The 24,126-nt window shown below is 63.5% G+C and carries 19 protein-coding genes and 1 tRNA gene; 12 read left to right on the forward strand and 8 right to left on the reverse strand.

What is annotated here, in order from left to right:
* Positions 1–29 precede the first annotated feature (29 nt).
* Together LFT43_RS04080 and LFT43_RS04085 are read left to right on the forward strand one after the other, a co-directional pair.
* Positions 30–1,700, forward strand: a complete 1,671-nt coding sequence (locus tag LFT43_RS04080) for an ABC-F family ATP-binding cassette domain-containing protein (protein ID WP_395801271.1) — start codon at positions 30–32, stop codon at positions 1,698–1,700.
* Positions 1,697–3,610: an ABC transporter ATP-binding protein gene (locus LFT43_RS04085; protein ID WP_395801272.1), complete on the forward strand. Its 1,914-nt coding sequence runs from the start codon at positions 1,697–1,699 to the stop codon at positions 3,608–3,610. Before LFT43_RS04080 ends, LFT43_RS04085 begins: the two co-directional genes overlap by 4 nt.
* Positions 3,611–3,629: 19 nt before the next feature.
* Here the strand turns inward: LFT43_RS04085 and LFT43_RS04090 are convergent, their stop codons facing one another.
* The 6 genes from LFT43_RS04090 to LFT43_RS04115 form a co-directional block, all read right to left on the reverse strand.
* Positions 3,630–4,562, reverse strand: a complete 933-nt coding sequence (locus tag LFT43_RS04090) for a diguanylate cyclase (protein WP_395801273.1) — start codon at positions 4,560–4,562, stop codon at positions 3,630–3,632.
* Complete coding sequence (locus LFT43_RS04095; protein WP_395801274.1) at positions 4,559–7,888, reverse strand: response regulator; 3,330 nt, start codon at positions 7,886–7,888, stop codon at positions 4,559–4,561. The genes LFT43_RS04090 and LFT43_RS04095 overlap by 4 nt, the downstream gene beginning before the upstream one ends.
* Positions 7,885–9,903 carry a glycosyltransferase family 2 protein gene (locus LFT43_RS04100; protein WP_395801275.1) on the reverse strand — a complete coding sequence of 673 codons (2,019 nt, stop codon included), beginning with the start codon at positions 9,901–9,903 and terminating at the stop codon, positions 7,885–7,887. Before LFT43_RS04100 ends, LFT43_RS04095 begins: the two co-directional genes overlap by 4 nt.
* A gap of 156 nt (positions 9,904–10,059) precedes the next feature.
* Entirely contained in the window at positions 10,060–10,476 is a 417-nt protein-coding gene (locus LFT43_RS04105) for an NUDIX domain-containing protein (RefSeq protein WP_395801276.1), read from the reverse strand.
* Complete coding sequence (locus tag LFT43_RS04110) at positions 10,473–10,928, reverse strand: DUF6314 family protein (protein WP_395801277.1); 456 nt, start codon at positions 10,926–10,928, stop codon at positions 10,473–10,475. The genes LFT43_RS04105 and LFT43_RS04110 overlap by 4 nt, the downstream gene beginning before the upstream one ends.
* A 1-nt stretch (position 10,929) precedes the next feature.
* A tRNA-Arg gene (locus LFT43_RS04115) sits at positions 10,930–11,002 on the reverse strand.
* Positions 11,003–11,145: 143 nt separating this feature from the next.
* Between LFT43_RS04115 and LFT43_RS04120 the strand changes: the two genes are divergently transcribed.
* From LFT43_RS04120 to LFT43_RS04130, 3 genes are all read left to right on the forward strand, one after another.
* Positions 11,146–11,910 (forward strand): hypothetical protein, encoded by a 765-nt coding sequence (locus LFT43_RS04120; protein WP_395801278.1) that lies wholly within the window; start codon positions 11,146–11,148, stop codon positions 11,908–11,910.
* 276 nt (positions 11,911–12,186) lie between these two features.
* On the forward strand, positions 12,187–12,633 hold the full coding sequence (locus LFT43_RS04125) for a hypothetical protein (protein ID WP_395801279.1): 447 nt from the start codon (positions 12,187–12,189) through the stop codon (positions 12,631–12,633).
* On the forward strand, positions 12,623–14,143 hold the full coding sequence (locus LFT43_RS04130) for a putative bifunctional diguanylate cyclase/phosphodiesterase (protein WP_395801280.1): 1,521 nt from the start codon (positions 12,623–12,625) through the stop codon (positions 14,141–14,143). The genes LFT43_RS04125 and LFT43_RS04130 overlap by 11 nt, the downstream gene beginning before the upstream one ends.
* Before the next feature lie 61 nt (positions 14,144–14,204).
* Here the strand turns inward: LFT43_RS04130 and LFT43_RS04135 are convergent, their stop codons facing one another.
* Positions 14,205–14,537, reverse strand: coding sequence for a hypothetical protein (locus tag LFT43_RS04135; RefSeq protein ID WP_395801281.1), 333 nt, complete (start codon positions 14,535–14,537; stop codon positions 14,205–14,207).
* A gap of 170 nt (positions 14,538–14,707) precedes the next feature.
* Here LFT43_RS04135 and LFT43_RS04140 point away from each other — a divergent pair, with 170 nt between their 5' ends.
* Both LFT43_RS04140 and LFT43_RS04145 read left to right on the forward strand, forming a co-directional pair.
* Positions 14,708–15,748 (forward strand): hypothetical protein, encoded by a 1,041-nt coding sequence (locus LFT43_RS04140; protein WP_395801282.1) that lies wholly within the window; start codon positions 14,708–14,710, stop codon positions 15,746–15,748.
* An 84-nt stretch (positions 15,749–15,832) separates the two neighbouring features.
* Positions 15,833–16,621 carry a DUF998 domain-containing protein gene (locus tag LFT43_RS04145; RefSeq protein ID WP_395801283.1) on the forward strand — a complete coding sequence of 263 codons (789 nt, stop codon included), beginning with the start codon at positions 15,833–15,835 and terminating at the stop codon, positions 16,619–16,621.
* On the opposite strand, the gene LFT43_RS04150 is transcribed toward LFT43_RS04145, so the two are convergent.
* Positions 16,590–17,216: a hypothetical protein gene (locus LFT43_RS04150; RefSeq protein ID WP_395801284.1), complete on the reverse strand. Its 627-nt coding sequence runs from the start codon at positions 17,214–17,216 to the stop codon at positions 16,590–16,592. The genes LFT43_RS04145 and LFT43_RS04150 overlap by 32 nt on opposite strands.
* Before the next feature lie 33 nt (positions 17,217–17,249).
* Between LFT43_RS04150 and LFT43_RS04155 the strand changes: the two genes are divergently transcribed.
* The 5 genes from LFT43_RS04155 to LFT43_RS04175 all read left to right on the forward strand — a co-directional run bounded on the left by LFT43_RS04155 (position 17,250) and on the right by LFT43_RS04175 (position 24,087).
* A complete protein-coding gene (locus LFT43_RS04155) occupies positions 17,250–18,092 on the forward strand; it encodes an inositol monophosphatase family protein (RefSeq protein ID WP_395801285.1) in 843 nt (280 codons plus the stop codon).
* A gap of 415 nt (positions 18,093–18,507) precedes the next feature.
* Positions 18,508–21,123: a DNA helicase PcrA gene (gene pcrA, locus LFT43_RS04160; RefSeq protein WP_395802882.1), complete on the forward strand. Its 2,616-nt coding sequence runs from the start codon at positions 18,508–18,510 to the stop codon at positions 21,121–21,123.
* A gap of 284 nt (positions 21,124–21,407) precedes the next feature.
* Positions 21,408–22,577 carry an ADP-forming succinate--CoA ligase subunit beta gene (gene sucC, locus LFT43_RS04165; protein ID WP_395801286.1) on the forward strand — a complete coding sequence of 390 codons (1,170 nt, stop codon included), beginning with the start codon at positions 21,408–21,410 and terminating at the stop codon, positions 22,575–22,577.
* Positions 22,578–22,590: 13 nt separating this feature from the next.
* Positions 22,591–23,493, forward strand: coding sequence for a succinate--CoA ligase subunit alpha (gene sucD / locus LFT43_RS04170; protein WP_395801287.1), 903 nt, complete (start codon positions 22,591–22,593; stop codon positions 23,491–23,493).
* A gap of 189 nt (positions 23,494–23,682) precedes the next feature.
* Entirely contained in the window at positions 23,683–24,087 is a 405-nt protein-coding gene (locus LFT43_RS04175) for a tautomerase family protein (RefSeq protein WP_395801288.1), read from the forward strand.
* Positions 24,088–24,126: the final 39 nt, after the last annotated feature.

Consider the following 24,126-nt stretch of genomic DNA (forward strand, 5'->3'; position numbering starts at 1 on the left):
GAAGGGCGGAGCAGTGAGAGGATAGACCAATGACTGCAACGCTCGTCGCCAAAGAGCTCTCCGGCGGCCACGGTCACCGCACCTTGTTCTCGAAGCTCTCCCTCACAGTGGCGCCCGGAGACGTCGTGGGTGTTGTCGGCGCCAACGGCGCCGGGAAATCCACACTCTTGCGTATTCTTGCCGGAGCTGACCGTCCGCAAGGGGGCGCGGTCAGCCTCGCTCCCGCCGACGCCTTTGTCGGGTGGCTGCCCCAGGAACACGATCGCACTCCCGGTGAAACGGTTGCCGCCTACATTGCCCGCCGCACGGGTTGCTCCCAAGCCACGGCCGACATGGAGGCGGGCGCCGAGGGTCTCGCCGCCGGGACTCCGGACGCCGATGACGCCTACTCCCTGGCCTTCGACCGCTGGATGGCATCGGGAGCGGCAGACCTTGAGGACAGAATCCCCGCGGTCTTGGCGGAACTGGGCCTGGAATCAGGTCCGGATGCGCTGATGACGGGCCTGTCAGGCGGGCAGGCCGCCCGGGTCGCCTTGGCCGCGCTCCTGCTGAGCCGCTTCGATGTGGTGCTCCTCGACGAACCCACCAATGACCTGGACCTCGACGGACTCGCCCGGCTTGAGTCCTTCGTCCAAGGCCTGCGGGGCGGTGCCGTGCTGGTCTCGCATGACCGGGAGTTCCTGGCCCGATGCGTCACCAGGGTCCTCGAATTGGACTTGGCACAGAACAGTGTGGCGGTCTACGACGGCGGTTACGACGCCTTCCTCGAAGAGCGGGCGGTAGCGAAGCGGCACGCCCGCGAACGGTACGAGGAGTTCGCCAACACCAAGGCGGACCTTGTGTCCCGGACCCGGACCCAGCGCGAATGGAGCTCGCAGGGCGTCCGCAACGCCATGAAGAAGAATCCGGACAACGACAAGATCCGCCGTGCTGCCAGCGTTGAGTCTTCGGAAAAGCAGGCCCAGAAAGTCCGGCAGATGGAGTCCCGCATCGCCCGCCTTGACGAAGTGGAAGAGCCGCGGAAGGAATGGCAGCTGCAGTTCAGCATCGGTCAGGCTCCGCGGTCCAGTTCCGTCGTCGCAACCTTGCGCGACGTCGTCGCGCATCAGGGCGATTTCACGCTGGGACCGGTCAATCTCCAGCTCAACGCGGGCGAACGCATCGGCATCACGGGACCCAACGGCGCAGGAAAGTCCACCCTCCTGCGGCTCCTGCTGGGACTTCAGCAGCCCGACGCCGGGGATGCCTCCATGGGTATGTCCGTGGCGATCGGGGAGATAGACCAGGCCCGGGGGCTGCTGGCAGGGCATCTCACGCTTGCCGACGCCGTCGAAGCCGTCCTGGTCGATTGGAACTCCGCGGATGTGCGCACCCTGCTGGCCAAATTCGGCCTCAAGGCGGACCACACCTCCCGGACAGTGGATTCCTTGTCCCCGGGCGAACGGACCCGCGCGGCGCTCGCGTTGCTGCAGGCCCGCGGCGTCAACCTGCTGGTCCTGGACGAACCCACCAACCACCTCGACTTGCCGGCGATCGAGCAGCTTGAGGAAGCACTGGACAGCTACGACGGCGCGCTCCTGCTGGTCACGCACGATCGCCGCTTGCTCGAAAACGTCCGGCTCGATTCCCGCTGGCACCTTGACAACGGCACCGTGACCGAACTGCACCACACTTCCGGAATGGGGAATCACAAGCCATGAGCATGGATGGCGTCGCCTGGCGCTCGCTCTACAACATCACCCGCGCCAAGAGCGGCTCCCAGCCGTTCTCGCGGGAAACCATCAAGCGTGTGCTCGCTTTCGCGAAACCGCACCGGAACAAGCTGATCGCCTTCGTGCTGGCCTCCATTGCCGGTGCATTCCTTGCGGTGGCCACCCCGGTGCTGGCCGGCAAGGTGGTGAACGCGCTCATCGCCCATGCAGGCGTGGACGTCGTGATCGGGCTGGCCGCGCTCATCGCTGCCGTGGCCGTCGCTGACGCCGGGGTGGGACTGCTGACCCGGTGGCTGTCTTCCGTGATCGGCGAAGGGGTGATCGTTGATCTGCGGACGCGGGTGTTCGACCATGTGCAGCGCATGCCCATCGCCTTCTTCACCCGGACCCGTACCGGAGCCCTCGTCAGCCGGCTCAACAACGACGTCATCGGAGCCCAATCGGCCTTCGCGGGCACCCTCTCCGGAGTGGTCAGCAACGTGGTGTCCTTGGCCCTGACACTCGTGGTCATGCTCAACACGTCCTGGCTGGTCACCGTCCTGGCGATGGTGCTGCTGCCGATCTTCCTCATCCCCGCACGCCGCATGGGCTCCAAGCTGGCCGATCTGCGTCGCGAAGCCGCGTCTCACAACGCGGCCATGGGAACCCAAATGACGGAGCGTTTCTCCGCACCAGGCGCCACACTGGTCAAACTGTTCGGGCGTCCTGACGAAGAATCCGCCGAGTTCGCCCTGCGCGCCGGCCGGGTGCGGGACATCGGTGTCCGCACCGCCATGTTGCAGTTCACGTTCATCACCGCACTGACGCTGGTTTCCGCCCTGGCCCTCTCGCTCGTTTACGGACTGGGCGGTTGGCTTGCGCTGAGCGGGCAGCTGGCAGCGGGCGACGTCGTCGTGCTGGCACTGCTGCTCACCCGCCTCTATGCGCCGCTCACCGCGCTCTCCAGTGCCCACGTTGAGGTCATGAGCGCGTTGGTCAGCTTCGAGCGGGTCTTCGAGATCCTGGACCTTAAGCCGCTCATCCAGGAGAAGCCCGACGCCGTCGCGGTGCCTTCGGGACCCGTTGCGGTGGAGTTCGACGACGTCCGCTTCGCCTATCCGTCCGCGGACAAGGTGTCCCTTGCGTCCCTGGAGGAAGTGGCGACGCTTGATACCCGTGGCGGCGAGGAGGTCCTGCACGGAATCAGCTTCCGCGTGGAGCCCGGGCAGACTGTGGCATTGGTGGGGTCCTCCGGCGCGGGCAAGTCCACTGTGGCCCAGCTGCTGTCCCGCCTGTACGACGTCGACTCCGGCGCCGTGCGCTTGGGCGGCCGCGGTCAAGGTACCGGCCTGGATGTCCGGGACGTCACGTTCGATTCCCTCCGGGCGACCTTGGGCATGGTCACGCAGGACGGCCACCTCTTCCATGAAAGCATCGCCTCCAACTTGCGGTTGGCCCGGCCTGGAGCGACGGACGAGGAAATGTGGGACGTGCTCCGGCGCGCCCGGCTCGAAGCGATGGTCCGCTCCTTGCCGGATGGCTTGGAGACCGTGGTGGGGGAGCGTGGCTACCGCCTTTCCGGCGGGGAGCGCCAGCGGCTCACCATCGCACGCCTGTTAATCGCGCAACCGAGGGTTGTTATCCTCGACGAAGCCACGGCGGCCTTGGATTCCACGAGCGAAGCCGCCGTCCAGGCGGCCTTGGGCGAGGCACTCGAGGGACGCACCGCCGTCGTGATCGCCCACCGGCTTTCCACCATCCGGGCCGCCGACGTCATCCTGGTGGTGGAGGACGGATCGATCGTCGAGCGCGGCACGCATGCGGAGCTCCTCGCCGCGGACGGTCGCTACGCGGAGCTGTACAACACGCAGTTCGCGGAGGCGACGGCTGTGGCCCAGGAAGCTGTTCCGAAGCTGTAAGGCCCCCGGTGAGGCCGCTTCAGCTTTGAGTGTGTTGCCGAACTTCCGGCGCAACTTCCACGCGGTTTCTGCCGGCAGACTTGGCTGCGTACAGGGCCATGTCGGCCTCCTTGAGGAGCCGTTCGCTGCTGACCCGGTGGTCTGGCACGTACGCCGAGACTCCAGCGCTCACCGTGAGGGTGCCCGAGGGGTTTCCTGAATGCGCAATGCCCAGGTCGCGCACGGCCTCCAGCGCGCGTGCGAGCCTTGTTTCAGCGCCGGACACCGTCTGGCCGGGCAGCAGGAAGAGGAATTCCTCTCCGCCGAACCGGTAGATTCCGTCGCTTTCGCGCCCTTCGCCGGCAAGGGAGGCCGCGACCGACTGCAACGCGAGGTCACCGGCCTGGTGGCCGTAAAGATCGTTGTATCTCTTGAAATTGTCCACGTCGCAGATCGCCAGGCTGTAGTCGGTTCCGTAGCGGGCGCTTGTACGGTGAAGCTGTTCCAGGTCCTCCGAGAGCTTCAGCCGGTTGTGGAGCTTCGTCAGGGGATCGGTCCGCGCTTGCTCCGCGAGCGCGGCACGGTAGCGCGCAAGATCCGTATGCAGCGAAGTCACCCTTTGCGCCACCAGCAGCCGGGTATGCAAGGCGAACGGGTCAAGCGGTTTGGCCACATAGTCATCAGCACCGGCCTGCATGCCCGCGACGACGTCCTCACGTGAATCCTTCGAGGTGACAAGGACCAGGTACGTGTAGGAGTCCTCTTCCGCGGAACGGATGGCGCGGCAGAGCTCCAGCCCGTTGAGCCCGGGCATCATCAGGTCAGTCACGACCACCTGCGGGCGGTGTTGCCTGTACAGCTCCCAGGCGGAGCTGCCGTCCGCGGCCACGATGCATTCATGGCCGGACTGCTCCACCGCCGCTTTCGCCACCAGACGCGAACCGAAGTCGTCGTCCGCCACCAGGACCTTCATGGGGCTACCGCCAAGGCGTCGTCCAGTGCTTTGTCAACAAGGGCCAGTTCGGCTTCAAGACTGGCGAGGAGAGCGCGATCAACGGGGACTCCGTCTGAAGATCCGTGTTCCATCTCCTCGCACATCCGGGCCGCGCGAGCGGCTCCAATGTTGGCTGCTGAGCCTTTCAATTTATGGGCCATTTGCCTGAAAGCCTCGCCGCTTCCGTTGTCCAAAGCCTGGCGGAGTGCTTGCAGGCTCGGTTGAATGTCTTGCCTGAAGGCTTGGGCCGCGGCAGGCAACAACCCCAGTCCGTCTCCCGGACCGAGGTCACGCAATGTTTCCAGCCTCGCGGGGTCGAGGGCAGGTTCGGTGCTTTCCTTCGCCGGCTCGGGTATCCACCGGCCGAGAACTTGGTTCAATTTGTCCATATCCACCGGTTTGGTGAGATAGTCGTCCATGCCGGCGGCAAGGCAGCGGTCACGGTCCTCATCCAGGGCCCCGGCGGTCATGGCAATGACGGGGAGCCTGCGGTGGCCATTTTGCCGTTCCCGAATGGCTTTGGTGGCCTCGAATCCGTCCATGACGGGCATGTGGCAGTCCATCAGGACCGCCGCGTACTTAGTCGCCCCGGTGGCGGCGACCGCCGCACTTCCGTCAGCGACGACGTCGGCCTCGTACCCTAACTTTGCAACCATGCTCCGGGCCACGAGCTGATTGACCTCGTTGTCCTCCACGATCAAAATCAGGCCGCGCGAAGGCTGGCTGACGGTGACGGTGACGGGGACAGCGGGAGAAGCGCTGGGAGCGCTGGGAGCGCTGACCGGATGGGTCGCGACAAGGCGCATGAGCCGATCGTAGAATTCGGAGCTGCGCACGGGCTTCGTGAGCCACTCCTGAACCCCGGACGCCACGAGTTCGGCTTTGTCCACATTCATGGTGGACGTCAGCATAATGATCCGGATGGATTCCAACGCGACGTCGGTACTCAGTTTGCGCGCCAGCTCCAGCCCGTTCATGTTGGGCATGCACATATCGAGCACCGCGATGTCGAAGGGACGTCCGGCGGCGGCTTCCTCGCGGCAACGGTCCAAACCCTGTTGGGCATCGCTTACAGCCTCCGGTTTCATCTGCCAGCCCGCCAGTTGCCCTTCGAGCACCAAGCGGTTGGTCGCGTTGTCATCCACCACCAGGACCCGGAGTCCCGTCAGTTGATCGGGAGAAATCGACGACGGAGCTGCGGCAGGACCTGTCACTCCCAATGGGAGGGCGGCCCAGAAAGTGCTGCCATTTCCCAGAGAGCTGTCCACCCCGATCTCGCCGCCCATCACCTCCGTGAGCCGCCGCGAGATCGCCAGTCCCAAGCCGGTTCCGCCATACCGTCGGGTGGTGGAGGCATCGGCTTGTGAGAAGGACTCGAAGAGCCTGAGATGGTCTGCTGCCTCGATCCCGATCCCGGTGTCACGGACCTCGAAACGCACCCGGACGTTTGCGGGGTCCTTCTCCACGACCTTCACGCTAATGACGACTTCCCCGGAAGGCGTGAACTTCACGGCATTTGAGGCCAGGTTGAGGAGAATCTGCCTGATGCGGCCGGCGTCGCCAACCAGCATCGCCGGAACCTCCGGCCGGCAGTACGCGATGAGTTCCAGGCCCTTGGCCTGGGCGGCTTCCGCCAAGAGGGCCGCGAGCTCCTCCACCAGGGTGCGTGGATTGAACGGTGCGGGGTCCAGGTCGACCTTGCCCGCTTCGAGTTTCGAGAAGTCCAGGATGTCGTTGATCAGGGTCAGCAAGGCTTCGCCCGCCCCTTTGACGCCCTCGGCATATTGCCGCTGGGTTTCTCCCAAGGGGGTGTCCAGCAGCAACCCGGTTAATCCAATGACGCCGTTCATCGGTGTGCGGATCTCATGGCTCATTGTCGCCAGGAACTCCGACTTCAAGCGGCTGGCCTCCTCTGCGGCTTCCCGGGCGGTTTCCAATTCTGCCTGCGCGATCCTGCGTTCAGTGATGTCCTGCGCTATCGCGGCGACTCCGTGGATGCCGCCAGTACCCTGGATAGGGGACAACGTCAGGGACACCGGAACGATGGAACCGTCCCTTCGGACCCGTTCTGTCTCGAAGCTGTGCGTTTCCCCGCCGGCCGCGATGGCCGCCATGAGCCCTTTTTCCTCGTCCTCAAGTTCGTCCGGAATGATGAAGGAAACATGCCTCCCAATTGCCTCGGCGGCGCTGTAGCCGTAGATCCGTTCAGCCCCGGGATTCCAGCTGGTGATGACGCCGTCCGGGGTCTTGCCCACGATGGCATCCGCCGAGGAGTTGACGATCGCGCCCAGGCCTTCGAGTTCCGCCGTGCGCTGGGCGACCTTGGATTCGAGATCCCGCGTCAGGTTGATGTTCTCCAGGATCATGAGGATCTGGCGCGTGACGGCCAGGGCCAACACGGTAAGTCCCACGGTCTGGAGGAAGGGGTCGCTGGGACGCCCGACGCGTATGGGCGCGACCATGACGGCACCGAAGACAGGGACATAGGGGAGGAGTTCCAAGGCCAGGGTGTAGAGGCGCCGATCCGTCCGGGGACGCGGGGCGTAGGGGACCATCGGGGCGAGGGCGATCAGCAGGAACGCGGTGATCCAGCCTGCCGCCAGGGGTGTTCCGGTGAGCCCTGTGACGCCGTCGTAGGTCAGGTCCACGTAGGTACTGTCAGTGATCGCCAGGACGAGGAGCCCGCCACCCAGGCAGACCCACCTGAGGCGCTCCCCCGGTGCCCTCCTCATCGTGAGCATGAGGACCATGGAGACCATCACGATATCTGCAACAGGATAGGCAAGGCCGGTGAGATGGGCGAGTGGTTCCTGCCCTTCGGTCTTGTACATGGAACCTAGGACGGTGGCCCAACTGATGAACAGCACGGCGGAGGCGATCACTGCCGCATCCAAGAGTGTGCGCAGGAAAGCAACCCGGGAAACCCGGGGACGCGGGAACAAGAAGAGGGCAATCGCGGCCGGGATCGAATAGCCGACGAAAGCGGCATCGGCTATAGAGGGGTAGGGATAGTCATGGTCGAGCGTCAACCCATAGAAAGTCCAGATTGCTTGTCCGATTGTCCAGACCAATGTGGCAAGGGCCATGACCCACCACGCGCGGGAGCTTTCGTCCTTGCGTTGGGCGGCCCGCACGCAACTCGCCGAGGCTATCAGCGCAGCCGCCAGGATAGCGAGATCCCCGACGGACTGCGCCGCCGACGTCCCTTGGTTTACTCCGAGGACCGCAGCCAGAGTGACCACCGCCGCCCCGGCGGCAATCACCATCCAGGCAACGGCGGGCTTTCTAATCCTGTACCCGCTCATGCCGACTCGCGTATTGCAATGGCAGGAACACCAGCGGGAAAACCGGGCAGTGCATTATCGGGAGTGTGGAAAAGCCAGAGTGCGAGGTTTCGATAGGCGTCCCAGTCACCGTCGCGAACCTGCAGTGACGCCGTGCGGCCTTGCCTTGACGTGGACCAGACCCGAACGATGTCCAGGCCAATCGGTTTGGCCCCAGGCAGCGCCATGTGAACGCGGCCAGCCTCCGGCAGTCCTTCGGCCTCCACTCGAACTGCGGCGCCACCCATGGAGATATCGAGCAACTCGCCTGCGACACCCTCAACAACGATGGGCACGTTGATGGTGGCCCTGTGGGCGTTCCTTCGTGATGTGGCGAATTCGGCGGCCCGGATCCGGAGCGTTCCCAGAACGAGGACAACTCCGGCCAACACCAGCCAGACGCCGGCCGCAATCGTGGAGCCGGGACTTGTCCGCCAGGGCACCCATCCCAGGACTCCCGCGATTGCGTAGAGAATGATCCCGCCCACGAGGAAGATCAGCACAAGGAGGACCCGCGGGGCACGCCCGCGGAGTCGAAGCTCTGCGGCGCCTTTGGGAGTGACCTGAAACTCAAGGGTCTTGCGCGAGACGAGCCACCAGAGGCAGGCCATCCCAACCGGAACCCGGAAGATCCGCAGGGCGAACGCCGTCGGCCAATGGATCTGGTGGCGCATGAGTCTTTTGGCGCCCCACAAACGAACCCAGAACATGGCTCCAAAGGCGAGGGTGAACTCCAGGGGGCCGGCGGTCGAGGTCTGGGCTCCTGAGATCATCACTGCCATCGGAATAATGAACGCAATCAGCGTGGCAATGCCTTCCAACCACCATAAGGTTCCGTTGATGTATTCATGAAAGTTCCGCCAGGTCATCCAGCTCTTGGCGGCCCACAGTCGCTCGTAAGTAAGGATCTGCATCGCGCCCATGCCCCAACGGCGGCGTTGCAGCAGGTACTGATCGGCCGTTGCCGGGGCCAGGCCCACTGCCAGGGTTTGGTGGTGATACACGGTCTTCCACCCGAACCGGATGAGCTTGAGGGTGGTGTGCATGTCCTCGGTAATGGTTTCGGTGGCAACGCCGCCTACCTCACGAAGTGCCTTGACCCGGAGGAGCGATGTTGACCCGCACCAGAAAGGCCCCGCGCCGGGAACGTTGCGTGAGGGCATGAGGACATTGAAGAACAACCCCTGCTCACCGGAGATTCCGTCGTCGTCGAAGGCTCCGGAGTTATAGAACGCCTGTGGCCCTTGGACAAGGGCGATTTCCTCGTCGGCGAACCATCCCAAGGTGGCCGTCAGGAAAGTCGGGAGGGGTACGTGGTCGCAGTCCAGCACCGCAATGATGTCAATTGGGTCTTTGCCGGCGGCTTCCTCGGCGGCCATCAGATCCAGCGCGTGGTTCATGTTGCCCGCCTTGGCATGATCATGCTCGGTGCGGGTTACAAAGCGCGCGCCGAAGGATGCGCACATCTCTTCAACCCACGGGCGGGACCCGTCATCCAACACCCATGTCTCGTGGCTCGGTTGAAGGGCGCAGGCGGCGGCGATGGTGGGGGCAAGGACCTCCACCGGTTCGTTGTACGTAGGGATCAACACAGCGACCCTCATGCCATTGGGCGGTTCGGCTGCCGGCTCCGGGGCATGGCTATCGATGTTCCACAGCGTGATGGACTTCAGGACGAGCCCCACGAGGGGGACGGCCTCGAACGTCACCAGCGTCCAAGCGATGACATGGTCCCAGCCGCCAAGCGGCATGGTGAACGCGATCCGCCAGGTCAGGTAGAGCAACAAAGCGGCGATCGAAGCTATCCCGCCAGTCCTCGCCATTCTGCGGGAACGTGGAGCCTCCGGTGCGGGGGAACCCAGTTGCGCCGCCCAAGCGGCAATTCCCGCATCCGAGTAGGCCCTGACCTCGCGCGGAGTGTCACGGACTCGCGTCCGTTCTCCACTGACTTCTTCAGCGGCGCGCCCGTCTTCAGCGGCGCGTCGGCGCTGAACCATAGATTGCATGCGATCCCCCAGCTGGATCTGACAATGCAGCCTGTATCAAGTTAAAACAAACTGTGCGACCACTATAGTCAGTTCTCACTCGATTTTCATGGGAAAACCGAGAAGTTCGGGCCCTGTCAGTTGCGGATTAACCTTGCGTGGGAAACCTCATCTTTTCGCAAGCGTCGGCAGGACATGGTCTGTCAGGAGCGGGGCCAGATCCTCCGGAAGTTCGGCAGCGAGGTCCAGCCAGCGGATCTCTGCGATTTCGGCCGAGGGATGGGCCTCCCAGGTGCCCGGGGCGGTGAAGACGGTGGCCTCGATGTCCGTGGCGGCTTCATTGGCGGCGACGGCGAGCCAGCTGCCCAAGGGCTGCAGGTCCGCGGGGTCGATCGCGATTCCGACTTCCTCGGCCAGCTCTCGGGATGCCGCCTCGGCCGCGGTTTCGCCGGGTTCCGGCTTGCCTCCCGGGTGCATGAATTTGTCCGTGCCGCGCTTTCGCACCGTCAGCAGCCGCCCGGCGTCATCGTAGACGCAGACCGCGCTGACGACGATCAGGTCCTTGGCTGAGCCGTCTTGGGTCATTGTTCTCTCCTCAGCTGCGATTCCAGCAGCAGATCCTTGGCTGGTCCATGGACGTCCCAGGCGAAGCTAAAGGCATCCGGTCCGCCCCAGAGATAGTTGACTTTGTAGTCATCAGGATCGCACCAGTGACGGTCTTCATTCGCATGGCTGCTGAAGCTCATGCGATGGAAGGGTTTGCCATCAGGGAAGTAGACGTCCATCGCGGCGGGTGAGCCCGAAGGCCTCAGGACGTATTCGCGGGAGGCCGGGCCTGTGTGGGCGGGCCAGGTCATGGTGCCGTCTTCGCGAAAGAGGAGCCCGCCGTCGGGGGTTTCTGAATAGCGTACGACGCCGGTGAACGTGCCGCGGGTTCCGCTCGCCCGGTCCCGGAGAGACCGTTCCAGGGTCCAGCTGCCCAGCAGGTAGGCCCTCAGGTCTTGCGTGGGAGACGATTTGTGCGGCTGGTCTTTCAAGTGCCCTCGATTGGAATCGAACCAACGACACCGGCTTTAGGAGAGCCGTGCTCTATCCACTGAGCTACGAGGGCCTGTGCGCGTGCCGGAAACTCATGGGAGCCGCTGGCCGGGCACGCATACAAGCATACAAGCTGCAGGGGCAGCCGTTGAACAGTAGCGGCCTCTGAACACCGACAGACCGGCGCCCCCCGCATGTGCCGCTAGGCTGGCCCGCATGGGAGATCAGATGACGATGCCGGCCGCCCCCGGCGACTACCTGCCGGACCTGACCTCGACCCGATCGATCATTGGCGGCTGGGCGCAGTTGAGCGTGGTGCAGTATTTCGTGGCCGAATCGGCGGTGATCGAAGCCTGGCGCGGGCCCGAGGCCTACGATCGGCGGACTGGTTTCATCAGCGACCTTGGCGCCATCAAGTGCGGGATCTACGAGCACCGTGATATCTGTTCCCCGCTCCATCTGCTCATGAATGCGTCCTTTGTGGTGCAGGGCCTTGGAATGCTGTTCGGGGCGCTGCTGCTCAGCTCCGCGCTCCTGTGTATTGCGGCCCGTCCCGGTGTGCGGATCCAGCAAGGCGCCGCCTATCGCAAAGCGTGGACGTCTGCCGTCGGGATCCGCGTTTTGACCGGCTTCTCCGGGCTGGGAACTGTCATTGTCGGATGTGTGCCGGAAGACCTCAGGTCTCCCTTGCATCTTGTTGGCGCACTCATGTTCTTCGTCGGCGGAGCGTTCGCCCTGTTGCTCCTCGGGTTGCTCTGGCTGCCGCATACGCCCATGAGTTGGTTCATCCTGGTGGCTGGAACGGTGTCGCTGGGCGCGCTCATTGTGGGCGGCCTGACCCGGATGGATGTCCCCGAACCCGGAACCTTGGAACGCCTGATGGCCTATCCGATCACCATCGGATTTTGCGCTGCGGGGCTGGTAGTGGCACAGCGGGTCCGGGAAGTACGACGGACAGCGGCGCGGATTGGAGGACGCTGAGTTTTCAGGGGTAGCCTCATGTCAATGGGAGGGCAGTCTGTGCATTATCATGAGTGCACTCACCGGAGTGGCGCCGGGCTGAGGGTTCCACGCAGCTTGGCGCTGACTAGATTGATCGACACGGCAGAACATAGGACCCATGACTCATCAGCTTGTTCTGCGTCGCACGGGACACGCAGGCTTCATATTCCCCATAGAGGGAACATCCTACCTCCTGGTTCGTGCCTTTCGGGACCTTCGCAGGCTGATTGCCCGATGGCGGCAGGCCACACAGCGATGAGCGCCCAGACACTGCCTGCCCAGGAATCCAGGCTTCCTGATGATGCACTTCGTGCTTCTTCGGAAGCGGTCTTCGGTGTTGCGGAACAGATCACCGTCGACTTGTCGGAAGACGGCATCGTTGAGGTCACTCTTCCGCCCAACACGGTGGTCCGCTCGCCGGAAGCCCAGGCTGCCGCCGCGGCCGTCCGTGCCTTTGCGGATGGACGGAGGCTGCCACTGCTCCTGACGGTGACCGGAGTACTGTCAGTGACGAACGACGCGCGCCTGGCCTATACGGATTCAATGTTTGTTTCGGCATGTGCCTTGCTGGGGGAAAGCCCCGTGGATCGGGTGATCGCGCATTACCTCCTGCGAGCAAGGTCGGACTCAGTTCCGGCGCGGTTCTTCACCTCCGAGGCAGAAGCCCGCGACTGGTTGAGAGAGCGCCACCGTGAATCATGAGCCCCAGGATCCACGACTCCTTGCCCTCGTTGAAGGGGTAGTCCGGATTGCGGACGGCGACCTCAGCACACGGATCCCGGTCTCCGGTCCGCGAGACGAAGTGGCTGCTGTCATCACCGGGATTAATCTCATGGCGGACGATCTTCAGGCCATCTACCAGGAGCTCGAGGAGCGGGTGGAAATCCGCACCGCCATGCTGCGCGAGGCCCAGATCGAACTTGAGAGGATGGCTCTCACCGATCCGCTGACCCAGCTGGCCAACCGTACTGCGCTCAACAGGGCACTCAGTCACGAGCTGGCGGAGTCAGAACGGGGAGAACTGCCACCCGCGTTGCTCGTCCTGGACCTGAACTCGTTCAAGGGGATCAACGACACCCTGGGACACGGCGCCGGTGACACTGTCCTGCAGGTCACCGCCAAACGCTTGCTCGCGGCGGTCCGCGACGGCGACACGGTGGCCAGGCTCGGCGGGGACGAGTTTGCCGTGATGCTGCCTAAATCCAATGCGGCGCACGCACGCGGAGTGGCCAAACGGATCCTCCGGGCCGTGGGCGAGAGTATCGAGATTGGCGAAGTCCGGATCATCTGCGGAACCAGCATCGGACTTACCGTTGGCGAACCCGGGCAGTCGGTGGACGACCTCGTGATGGAAGCCGATACGGCGATGTATGCGGCCAAGGCCGAGCAGCGGAGCACTGTCAGGGTTTTCGAGCCCGCCTTGTTGTATGCACGTCGACTCCAAGGCCTCATGATCTCGGAGCTGCGTGAAGCCATCCGGACAGATCAGTTGGTCCTTCATTTCCAGCCTGTTGTCGAGTTGAGCTCAGGCCGGATTGAAGGCGCGGAGGCGCTGGTGCGGTGGAACCACCCCGACAGGGGATTGCTGATGCCGGATTCGTTCATTCCGCTGGCCGAGGAAACCGGCATCATCATCGATCTGGGCAATTGGGTCCTTCGCCAAGCGATGCGGCAATTGCGCGAGTGGCAGGACGGCCCGGGCGTGGACGAAGACTTCAGCATGCGGGTCAATATTTCGACAACTGAACTTCAAAGCCTCGACTTGATCGAGCATGTGCGGGAAGTGCTCGCCGAAACCGGAGTGGAAGCATCCAGGTTGGTCATCGAACTCACGGAGTCGATGGCGGTGAATGGCAGTGACATCGACAAATACTCGCTGACCGGCCTCCGACGCCTGGGGATCCGCTTGGAGATCGACGACTTCGGTACCGGCTATTCTTCCATCAGCTATCTGCGCAACCTCCCCGTCAACGTGGTCAAGATTGACCGGTCACTGATCCAGGGCCTGGGTACGGATGACAAGGAACGGGATTTTGTGGCGGCGGTTCTTCAGCTCATCCATGCCTGCGGAATGCAGGCAGTCGCCGAGGGTATCGAAACGGCAGAGCAAGCGGCTGAGCTTTCCCGCCTCGGTTGTGCCAGCGGGCAGGGGTACTACTTCGGCCGGCCCATGCCAGCGGAGAAATTCGCGGAACTGCTGCGCGGCGCCTGAACGGAGTTTCCGGCGGCAACAGAAAGGCGCCGGACCTTGGCCCGGCGCCTTTCAGGTATTGCTAGTTGGACGGGGTGGAGTTGGGCCACCAGCTGACGGCCTGTGCCGAACCCTGGGTGGTGGAGTTGGGCCACCAGCTGACAGCCTGTGCCGAACCCTGGGTGGTGGAGTTGGGCCACCAGCTGACAGCCTGTGCCGAACCCTGGGTGGTGGAGTTGGGCCACCAGCTGACAGCCTCTGCCGAACCCTGGGTGGTGGAGTTGGGCCACCAGCTCACAGCAACTGACGAATCCTGCGAGGGGCTCTCGCTGCTGGCGGACACGGCTGCCGAGCTGGAAATTGCGGCAAGCAAAATTGCTGCTGCAGCGAGGAGAGCGGCGATGGTTCTTTTCATGCGGAAGCTCCTGGTATGAGTGACTGATGCGACTGGAGTGAACGAAGTGAAGCATGCTCATTATAAGAGCAACGACACGCCGTGTCATCAACGCTCGTCCATATGGCCGAGGACCGTGCTAAACACCTGGCCGCATCCTTGGCAGCGCCTCTCAGATACATAATGGAGCTATGCGAGAAAAGAAGGTTGCGCCGTCGTACGCTGCCGCCGAGCTGCAGGCAAGGGGGCACCGGGCCAGCCATGACTTCACCAAGGCCGCCGATGGTGCACGCTCGGCTGCGGATATTGCCCGTGATGAGGGTGATTCCACCGGGTGGTGGAACATGACGTTCCTTCAAGCGGAGAATCTTCTCGACGCGGGTGATTTCGCCGAGGCCACGTCCTTGGCGAGGTCCCTTTCCGAGGCATCGTTGGCTGCGGCTTCGCCCCAATACCGGGCTCAAGCACTTATTTTGATGGCGAATTCCCTGCGCGGTGAAGGGCTCCTGGAGATGGCCATCGAGGCTGCGGCGTCGGCTGTCGGATTGGTCGATGATGACGCGGACATGGAAATCGACGTCCACGCCCGGCAGGCACTGATCGCCGCGTTTGCCGAGTCCGGCAAGCTGGAGGGGGCATGGGAAGAGTGTCTGTCCCTCTCGGAAAGAATCTCCGATGAGATGGATGACCAGTTGGCGGGCAAGGCGTATTGGGTCATCGGCAATGTGGCGTTCCTTTGCGACAAGGTCGATGAAGGCCTCCACTACCATGAGCTTGCAGCGGAAACCTTTTCCCCTTCCCGGAACCTTGATGTCTGGGCCAAATTCAACAAGGCATCGGCAGCGATGAGGCTGGCCGCCGAAGTGGCAGACGCCGCCACCCTGCGGTGCATTGAACGGGCGGAACTTGCCACGGATGTCGTGGGCGGCAACGAAGAGGAAATTCTCCTGCTTCGGCTCAACCGCGCGCATTGGAACTACCTCGCCGGCGACTCCGGCGCGGCAATCGAATTGCTGGAAGAGCTTAGGGGCCGTGCTGACCAACTGCCCCCGCAGATCGCAGGCGAAATATTTCTCCTAATGGCCCGTGCCCAAGCCGATACCGGGAGCAAGCAGTCAGCAAGGGAAAGCCTGCTCGAAGCGGCTGACCGCTTCGACAAGGCCGGCGCCCACCAGCGTGCGCTCCAAGCTCGGGAGATGCTCGCCCCGGGAACCGGTCCGGAACAGGAGTGACGCCTGCGGATGGCGGGCCCTTCGTTTCGGAGCGTCTTCTTTCCGGGTCTTCGTTCCCGCTCCAGGGGCGGCTATTCTTGCGCTATGACGACGGCGGGCCCCCTGCGGGCCGGGGATCCTTTGTCCGAAGAACGTGGATTGCTGCCGGACCTCGCCGGAAGACGCGAGCTGGTGGGAGCATGGGCCTCCCTCAGCCTCATCCACTATTTCATTGTTGAAGCCGCAGCAATGGCCGCTTGGCAAGGCACTCCTGGCTACGATCGCCGCGCCCACGTCATCAGCGACCTCGGCGCAGCCAAGTGCGGGCCGTTCAATGGCTACGAGGTCTGTTCGCCATTGAACTGGCTCATGAACGCCTCTTTCGTCCTGCAAGGCCTTGCAATGGTGCTAGGTGCCGTGCTGCTGAGCTCGGCGGTGTTGTCCGTGGCTGCGCAACCAGGGCAGCGCTACATCCGTTCCGGCACTGGAAAGGTACCGTGGCTTGCTGCCGGTGCGGTGCGCGTACTGGTGCTGGCGGCCGGCATCGGCCAAACCATCGTGGGACTGGTTCCGGAGGACACTGCTTTGGCCTGGCACTTGACGGGAGCGGGGCTGTATTTCATTGCGGGACCGCTCGCACTGGCATTGCTGGGCCTGGTATGGCTGAGAAGCACCACGATGTCCTGGATGGTGCTGCTCTTCGGTGTGGTGTCCTTGGGCGCAACGATTTTCGTCCTTGCATCGGCGCTGCGCGTGGAGGAGCCCGGCGCCATCGAACGGACCATGGCCTACCCGATCATCCTCGGGCTCTCGCTCGTTGGCCTGGTGGTGGCGCAGCGAGTGCACCGGGAACGGAGGATCGTCAAGCGCTCTTTGAACGCCGACGCCCCATAAAGACAGCCGAGCCGCCAGCCAAAAGGCTCAGCAGGAAAAGCGCCCAGCCCAAGACGGTGAGCGTGGACGCCAAAGCCACCTGTCCGGCGTCGGGCACGGCAGATCCCAGCGCCGCGTCAACCGCCACGTTGCCCCACAAACGGACCACCGCGAACAGCAGCGGAGCCGCCCACAGGACCCAACGCAGTGCCTTGCCGGCCACGTTGGTGCCGATGAGCAGAAGCCAGGTGAAGCCGAAGATCAGCGGAAAAAGGGTTCCGGCGGTTTTGTGGATGTAGCTGAGCTGGCCACGGGCGTCATCGTTCATCGCGGAGTGCAACTGCTGGACGTAATCCGTGGAGAATCCGCCAATGAGGGAATCAGGCATGGCCATGCCGGCCGACAACTGGGTCATCTGGTTCAGGGTCAGGAGATGCACGTACCAGAATAGGAAAAGGCTGGCCACAACCCCCGCGATCACCACGAGCTTCGCGTTGCTTTGTGCCTTCTCGGGAGACCGCTGCGTGGTGGGATTGACCACCGACGGCAACTGGTGCTGCGGGACGGCAGCATTGGCGCCGTGTTTCTTGATGCGTTGGGCTGGGGTCTTGGCCATATGAATCATTATCGCGCCACATAAGCTGGACACATGACCACTGGCAGGCACTCCGCCACAGAACTTGACCCATCGCTGGACGACTACGAACTGGCTGCCGCCCTGGTCCGGGAAGCCGGGCAACTTGCCCTGCTGATGCGGATGGGCGGGTTGCAGGGAGAACGAAAGACTTCGGTTTCGGACGTGGTGACCGCCGCGGACCATGCGGCCGAGGCCTATGTCCTTGAGCAGCTGCGCCGCTGCCGTCCGGACGACGGCATCGTTGGCGAAGAAGGTAGCTCCGTGGCAGGCAGCAGCGGCCGCACGTGGGTGATCGACCCCGTGGACGGTACCTACAATTTCCTGCACGGCTCCACGTACTGGTGCTCGGCGATCGCCTTGAAGCACGAGCGGCCGGCATCGCACGGCGTCGCATCCGATCCCGACGTCATCCTCGGAGCCATCTACCAGCCCGAGTTGGACAAGCTCTGGATTGGCGGGGAAGGCCACCCAGCAACGCTCAACGATGAACGGATCTCCGGACCATCGGGGGCGCCCCTCAGCGAACTCGGCGCCGCCACCTACATCCACCCCACGTGGCTGGCCGATCCTCGCGCCGCCATGCCCTGGCACGCCGCAGCGGTGTCCGCGGCCTCATTGCGCATGTTCGGATCCGGCTCCTGCGATCTCGGCAGGGTGGCCGACGGCGAACTGGGCTGCTGGTTCCAACATAGCTGTCCCGAGTGGGACTGGCTCCCCGGCAAGGCGATCGTCCGCGCGGCAGGTGGGGACACCGACGTCGTACGCGTCAACGGCCTTGAGTGGTTCATTGCGGGAGGCCCGACGGCGGTCCGCGAGTTGCACGCGGCGCTCACCTCGGTGCCGCAATTCACCTGAGCATGCTCAGTCCTTAGTTTTCGGGCTGGACATAGTGCCCGGGGTTCCCCAGAGCATGCGCTCTCCTTGGTGTGAGGGGTGGACATAGTGCTGTTATGTCCAGTGGTTCAAGCGAAGAAGGGGCATGTCCACCCGGGTGTGGTGCAGAAGTTCGGACTGCCGTAGTCATACCGCTGAGCATGCTCAGTCCTTAGGGTTCGGGCTGGACATAGTGCCCGGGGTTCCCCTGAGCATGCGCTCTCCTTTGTGTGTGGAGTGGACATAGTGCTGTTATGTCCAGTGGTTCAAGCAATGAGGGGGCATGTCCACTCGGGTGGATTGACCTATTGGACACTTTCCAGAGTTCCAGGGCTCGTGAGTGGTATCCGGACATGTGGTGTCAGAGCCACGGCCTAGACTGGTAAACACCATGGATATGTTGTTTGACCCGTACGCGGATGGCCCCTTCAAAGCTGCCAGCAGAGCTGCCACCAAGGCCGCTCCGGCCATGCTTTCGCGCGCCGGAGGTGGGCTGCCGGACTTCGAACGAGGCTTGCCCGACGCCGGCGGCCAGCTTGGGCACCAAGCCGGACCCGGTGCGCCCGGTGACGGTGTGTCCGGTGGTCGCGCGTCCGGTGGGGTGTCCTGGGGCGGGATGCCTGGCGGTGAAGCGTCCAGTGGTGGGCACGGTCGGGGCCACTCGGGCTTGCCGAATGCGGAAGCCTTGCTCCAGGGGCTGAACCCGCAGCAGGAGGAAGCCGTCAAACATGCCGGCAGTCCATTGCTGATCGTGGCTGGCGCAGGTTCGGGCAAAACCCGTGTTCTCTCAAACCGCATTGCCTACTTGATCGCCACCGGACGGGCCCATCACGGCGAGATCCTGGCCATCACGTTCACCAACAAGGCAGCCGCGGAAATGCGGGAACGCATCGAAGCCTTGGTGGGCGGCCGCGCCAAGACCATGTGGATCTCCACCTTCCACTCCTCCTGTGTGCGCATCCTGCGCCGCGAGGCTGCCAACGTGGGGCTGAACTCCAATTTCTCCATCTACGATTCTGCCGACTCCCTGCGGCTCATCACGCTCGTGGCCAAGAACCTGGACATCGACCCCAAGCGCTTCGCGCCCAAGGCCATCCAGCACAAGATCTCGGCCCTCAAGAACGAGCTCATCGACGACGACGCGTTTGCGTCGAGCGCAAATCACAACGAACCCTTCGAGCAAGCCGTTGCCGAAGTCTTCAAGGGCTACACCCAGCGCTTGCGCCAAGCCAACGCCATGGACTTCGACGACCTCATCGCGCAGACCGTGTACATGTTCCGTGCCTTCCCCGCGCTCGCAGAGTCCTACCGCCGCCGTTTCCGGCACGTGCTCGTGGACGAATACCAGGACACCAACCATGCCCAGTACGCCTTGGTCCGCGAAATCGTCGGCGAGGGTCCCCACGCGAGCGAGCTCACCGTCGTCGGCGACTCCGACCAATCCATCTACGCCTTCCGTGGTGCGGACATCCGTAACATCGTCGAATTCGAGAAGGACTACCCGGAGGCCCGCACTATCAAGTTGGAGCAGAACTACCGCTCCACGCAGAACATCCTGAGCGCTGCCAACTCCGTTATTTCACGCAACCCGAACCGTCCGGATAAGAAACTCTGGACGGCCGAAGGCGACGGCGAGAAGATCATCGGCTACGTGGGGGAGAACGAGCACGACGAAGCCCAGTTCATCGCCAAGGAAATCGACCGGCTCCAGGACGAGGACGGCCTGCGTCCCGGCGATGTCGCCATCTTCTACCGCACCAATGCCCAATCCCGCTCCATTGAAGACGTCCTGGTCCGCGTGGGCCTGCCGTACAAAGTGGTAGGTGGCACCCGATTCTACGAGCGCAAGGAAATCAAGGACGCCCTAGCGTACCTTCGTGTCCTCGTGAACCCCGACGACGACGTCAATTTGCGGCGCGTCCTCAACGAACCCAAGCGGGGGATCGGCGATCGCGCCGAGGGCGCCGTTGCGGCTTTGGCCGAGCGTGAGCGTACGTCGTTCATGGCGGCGGCGCGCAGGGCGGACCAGGCTCCCGGCATGGCCACCCGCTCCGTGAACGCGGTCCTTGGCTTCGTGAAGCTCCTGGATGACCTGGCAGAGGTGGCTTCCGGATCGGGGGCTGCGGCCGCCCTTGAGGCTGTCCTCGAACAGACCGGGTACCTTGCGGGGCTTCGGGTCAGTACGGACCCGCAGGACGAATCGCGCGTGGAAAACCTCGCCGAATTGGTGGCTGTGGTGCGCGAATACGAGCGTGACAACCCCGAAGGCTCGCTGGGGGAGTTCCTCGAGCAAGTCTCCCTCGTGGCCGACGCCGACCAGATCCCGGACGCTCCGGAGGGATCCTCCGAAGACGCAGCCGCCGCAGTGGCAGAGGCCAAACGGATGGGCGTGGTCACGCTCATGACCCTCCACACGGCCAAGGGCCTGGAATTCCCGGTGGTCTTCCTGACCGGCATGGAACACGGGCTCTTCCCGCATCAGCGCTCCGCAACGGATCCCAAGGAACTGGCAGAAGAGCGCCGCCTGGCCTATGTGGGCCTTACCCGTGCTCGGAAGCGCCTCTATGTGACCCGCTCGGAAGTCCGCAGCATGTGGGGCCAGAGCCAATACAACCCCGCCAGCCAGTTCCTTGAGGAAATCCCGAACGAACTCGTGGAGTGGAAGCGCGAAGGCACCTCCCGCCAGATGGGCGGCTGGGGCAACGCGCCCATCGGCTCCGGGCGTTACGGCGGCTCCTTCTGGGGTGCGGGCACCTCCCGCGGGGCTGCCGCCAGCGCTACCGCCGGTTTCGACGCCGACGTGCCCGCCGCCGTCGTACGCAATCGTGTCCAGCCGCAGAAGGAAGTGGTGGCCGTCGTGGTGGGGGACAAGGTGAACCACACCAGCTTCGGCAACGGCACCGTGATCGGCGTCGAGGGCGCCGGTGACAAGACTGTGGCGAAGGTGAAGTTCGACGTCGGGGAGAAGCGACTGCTGTTGCGTTACGCGCCGCTGACCAAACTGGATTCCTAGCGACTAACTGCGTCCTGTCGTCCTAGCATGACGTTGGCTGGATACTCGGGAAAACCGCGTCATATAGCGGTTTTTCTACGGTCGATAGAAGTGTGTGGTTACTCACTTAACAGGTACTGTAGAACCGGCTGGCCTCCCCGGGGGGCTAAAGTTCGAGAGGAACTTGCGCAATGTGACCGGCTGCCTGGCGGCCGTTCGATGCGCACCTATCCGCAGCCGGTTTTCGCGGTCACCGTGGTTTCCGGCTGTACAGAAACTACTTCGACGTAGAAGGACACTAAACCGTGGACCTGTTTGAATATCAGGCGCGCGATATGTTCGAAGCGCACGGTGTACCCGTGCTCGCCGGCATCGTGGCGCACAACCCTGAAGAAGCAAAGGCTGCAGCCGAGAACATTGGCGGCGTGACCGTCGTCAAGGCGCAGGTAAAGGTCGGTGGCCGTGGCAAGGCTGGCGGTGTGAAGGTCGCAAAGTCCGCTGACGAAGCGCTTGAGCACGCCACCAACATCCTTGGCATGGACATCAAGGGCCACACCGTCAACAAGGTCATGATCGCCCAGGGCGCAGACATTGCTGAGGAATACTACTTCTCCGTCCTTCTGGACCGGGCCAACCGCAACTACCTGGCCATGTGCTCCGTTGAAGGCGGCATGGAAATCGAGCAGCTTGCTGTAGAGCGCCCCGAGGCCCTCGCCAAGGTCGCCATCGATCCCGCCGTCGGAATCGACCAGGCCAAGGCCGACGAAATCGTTGCCGCTGCTGGCTTCTCCGAGGAACTGCGCGGCAAGGTCGCCTCCGTCATCCTCAAGCTCTGGGACGTCTTCAAGAAAGAAGACGCAACCCTTGTTGAGGTCAACCCCTTGGTCAAGACCGGCGCGGGCGACATTGTTGCCCTCGACGGCAAGGTCTCACTGGACGAGAACGCAGGCTTCCGCCACCCCCACCACTCCGAACTTGAGGACAAGGACGCGGCTGACCCGCTCGAGGCAAAGGCCAAGGCGCAGGACCTCAACTACGTGAAGCTTGACGGCTCGGTTGGCATCATCGGCAACGGCGCCGGTCTTGTGATGTCCACCCTCGACGTCGTTGCTTACGCAGGCGAAAACCACGGCAACGTCAAGCCAGCCAACTTCCTGGACATCGGCGGTGGAGCTTCTGCTGAGGTCATGGCCGCTGGCTTGGACGTCATCCTCGGTGACGAGCAAGTCAAGAGCGTTTTCGTGAACGTCTTCGGTGGCATCACCGCCTGTGACGCTGTGGCAAAGGGCATCGTCGGCGCACTTGCCGAGCTTGGCGTCCACGCCAACAAGCCGCTGGTTGTCCGCCTCGACGGCAACAACGTCGAAGAGGGCCGCCGCATCCTGGCCGAGGCCAACCACCCGCTGGTTACCCTGGCAGCCACCATGGACGAGGGCGCCGACAAGGCCGCCGAACTCGCCAACGCAGCGAAGTAAGGGACGCAAGACTATGTCTATCTACCTCAACAAGGACTCCAAGGTCATCGTCCAGGGCATCACAGGCGGCGAGGGCACCAAGCACACCTCCCTGATGCTCAAGGCCGGCACCAACATCGTCGGTGGCGTCAACGCCCGCAAGGCAGGCACCACGGTGGTGCACGGCGGCAAGGACATCACCGTCTTCGGCACCGTCAAGGAAGCCATCGCGGAGACTGGCGCCGACGTCTCGATCGTCTTCGTTCCGCCGGCATTCACCAAGTCTGCCGTGGTTGAAGCCATCGAAGCAGGCATCGGCCTGGTCGTTGTCATCACCGAAGGCGTGCCGGTTCAGGATTCCGCCGAGTTCTGGGCACTCGCCCAGGCCACCGTGGACGCTGACGGCAAGCAGGTCACCCGCATCATCGGGCCGAACTGCCCCGGCATCATCACCCCGGGCGAAGCACTGGTTGGCATCACGCCGGCAAGCATCACGGGCAAGGGCCCCATCGGCCTGGTCTCCAAGTCCGGTACCTTGACCTACCAGATGATGTACGAGCTGCGCGACCTCGGCTTCTCCACCGCCATCGGCATTGGTGGCGACCCCGTCATCGGCACTACCCACATCGACGCCCTGGCTGCGTTCGAGGCTGACCCCGAGACCAAGGCAATCGTCATGATCGGCGAAATTGGTGGCGACGCTGAAGAGCGCGCGGCCGACTTCATCAAGGCCAACGTCACCAAGCCGGTTGTCGGCTACGTTGCAGGCTTCACCGCCCCCGAGGGCAAGACCATGGGCCACGCAGGCGCCATCGTCTCCGGCTCTGCGGGTACGGCACAGGCCAAGAAGGAAGCTCTCGAAGCTGCAGGCGTGAAGGTCGGCAAGACGCCGTCCGAGACCGCCAAGCTCCTCCGCGAGGTCTTCGCAGCTCTGTAGTTCCGGGGTAGTCCCCCAACCGCGCCCGACGGCGCCTGTCACCTTCCACGTGAAGGTGATAGGCGCCGTCGTCGTTTAAGCGTTGATACGTGAGCGGGCGTCGATGTGGGAGGGGCGTTAGGACCCAGAGCTTGTGGCCCGCTTGGATAGTTTGTTAGTATGTCAGGACAAACTATTCAAGGAGAGCACATGCCCCTCGTCCGCATCGACGTCAACGAAGGCCGCACGCCGGAGCAGCTCGGCGAACTCAGCAAGCGAATCCACAATGCTATCCTCGCCGAGTACGGCATCCCTGAGCGCGACTACTTCCATATCATCACCGAGCATCCTTCCGGCCAGATTGTTGCGCAGGATGCCGGCCTTGGGTTCGAGCGAAGTTCCGGTGTGGTCATGATCCAGATATTCACCCAGGGCGGGCGTAGTCGCGAAGCCAAGCAATCTTTGTTCGCTGCCGTTGCCGCTCAACTCGGTGAGATTGGCGTTGCCGGAGAGGATGTCTTCCTCGGTTACATGGAAAACACGGCCGATGACTGGTCCTTCGGCTTTGGTCGCGCCCAGTATGTCACTGGAGAGCTCGCCGTTCCCGTCCAGTAACTCCGGCGATTTGGCGCGGATTCAGGCGTGTGCCGCGCC

Origin of the sequence: Arthrobacter sp. FW306-04-A (assembly GCF_044358315.1) — a bacterium.
In the GTDB taxonomy this organism is placed as follows: Bacteria; Actinomycetota; Actinomycetes; order Actinomycetales; family Micrococcaceae; genus Arthrobacter.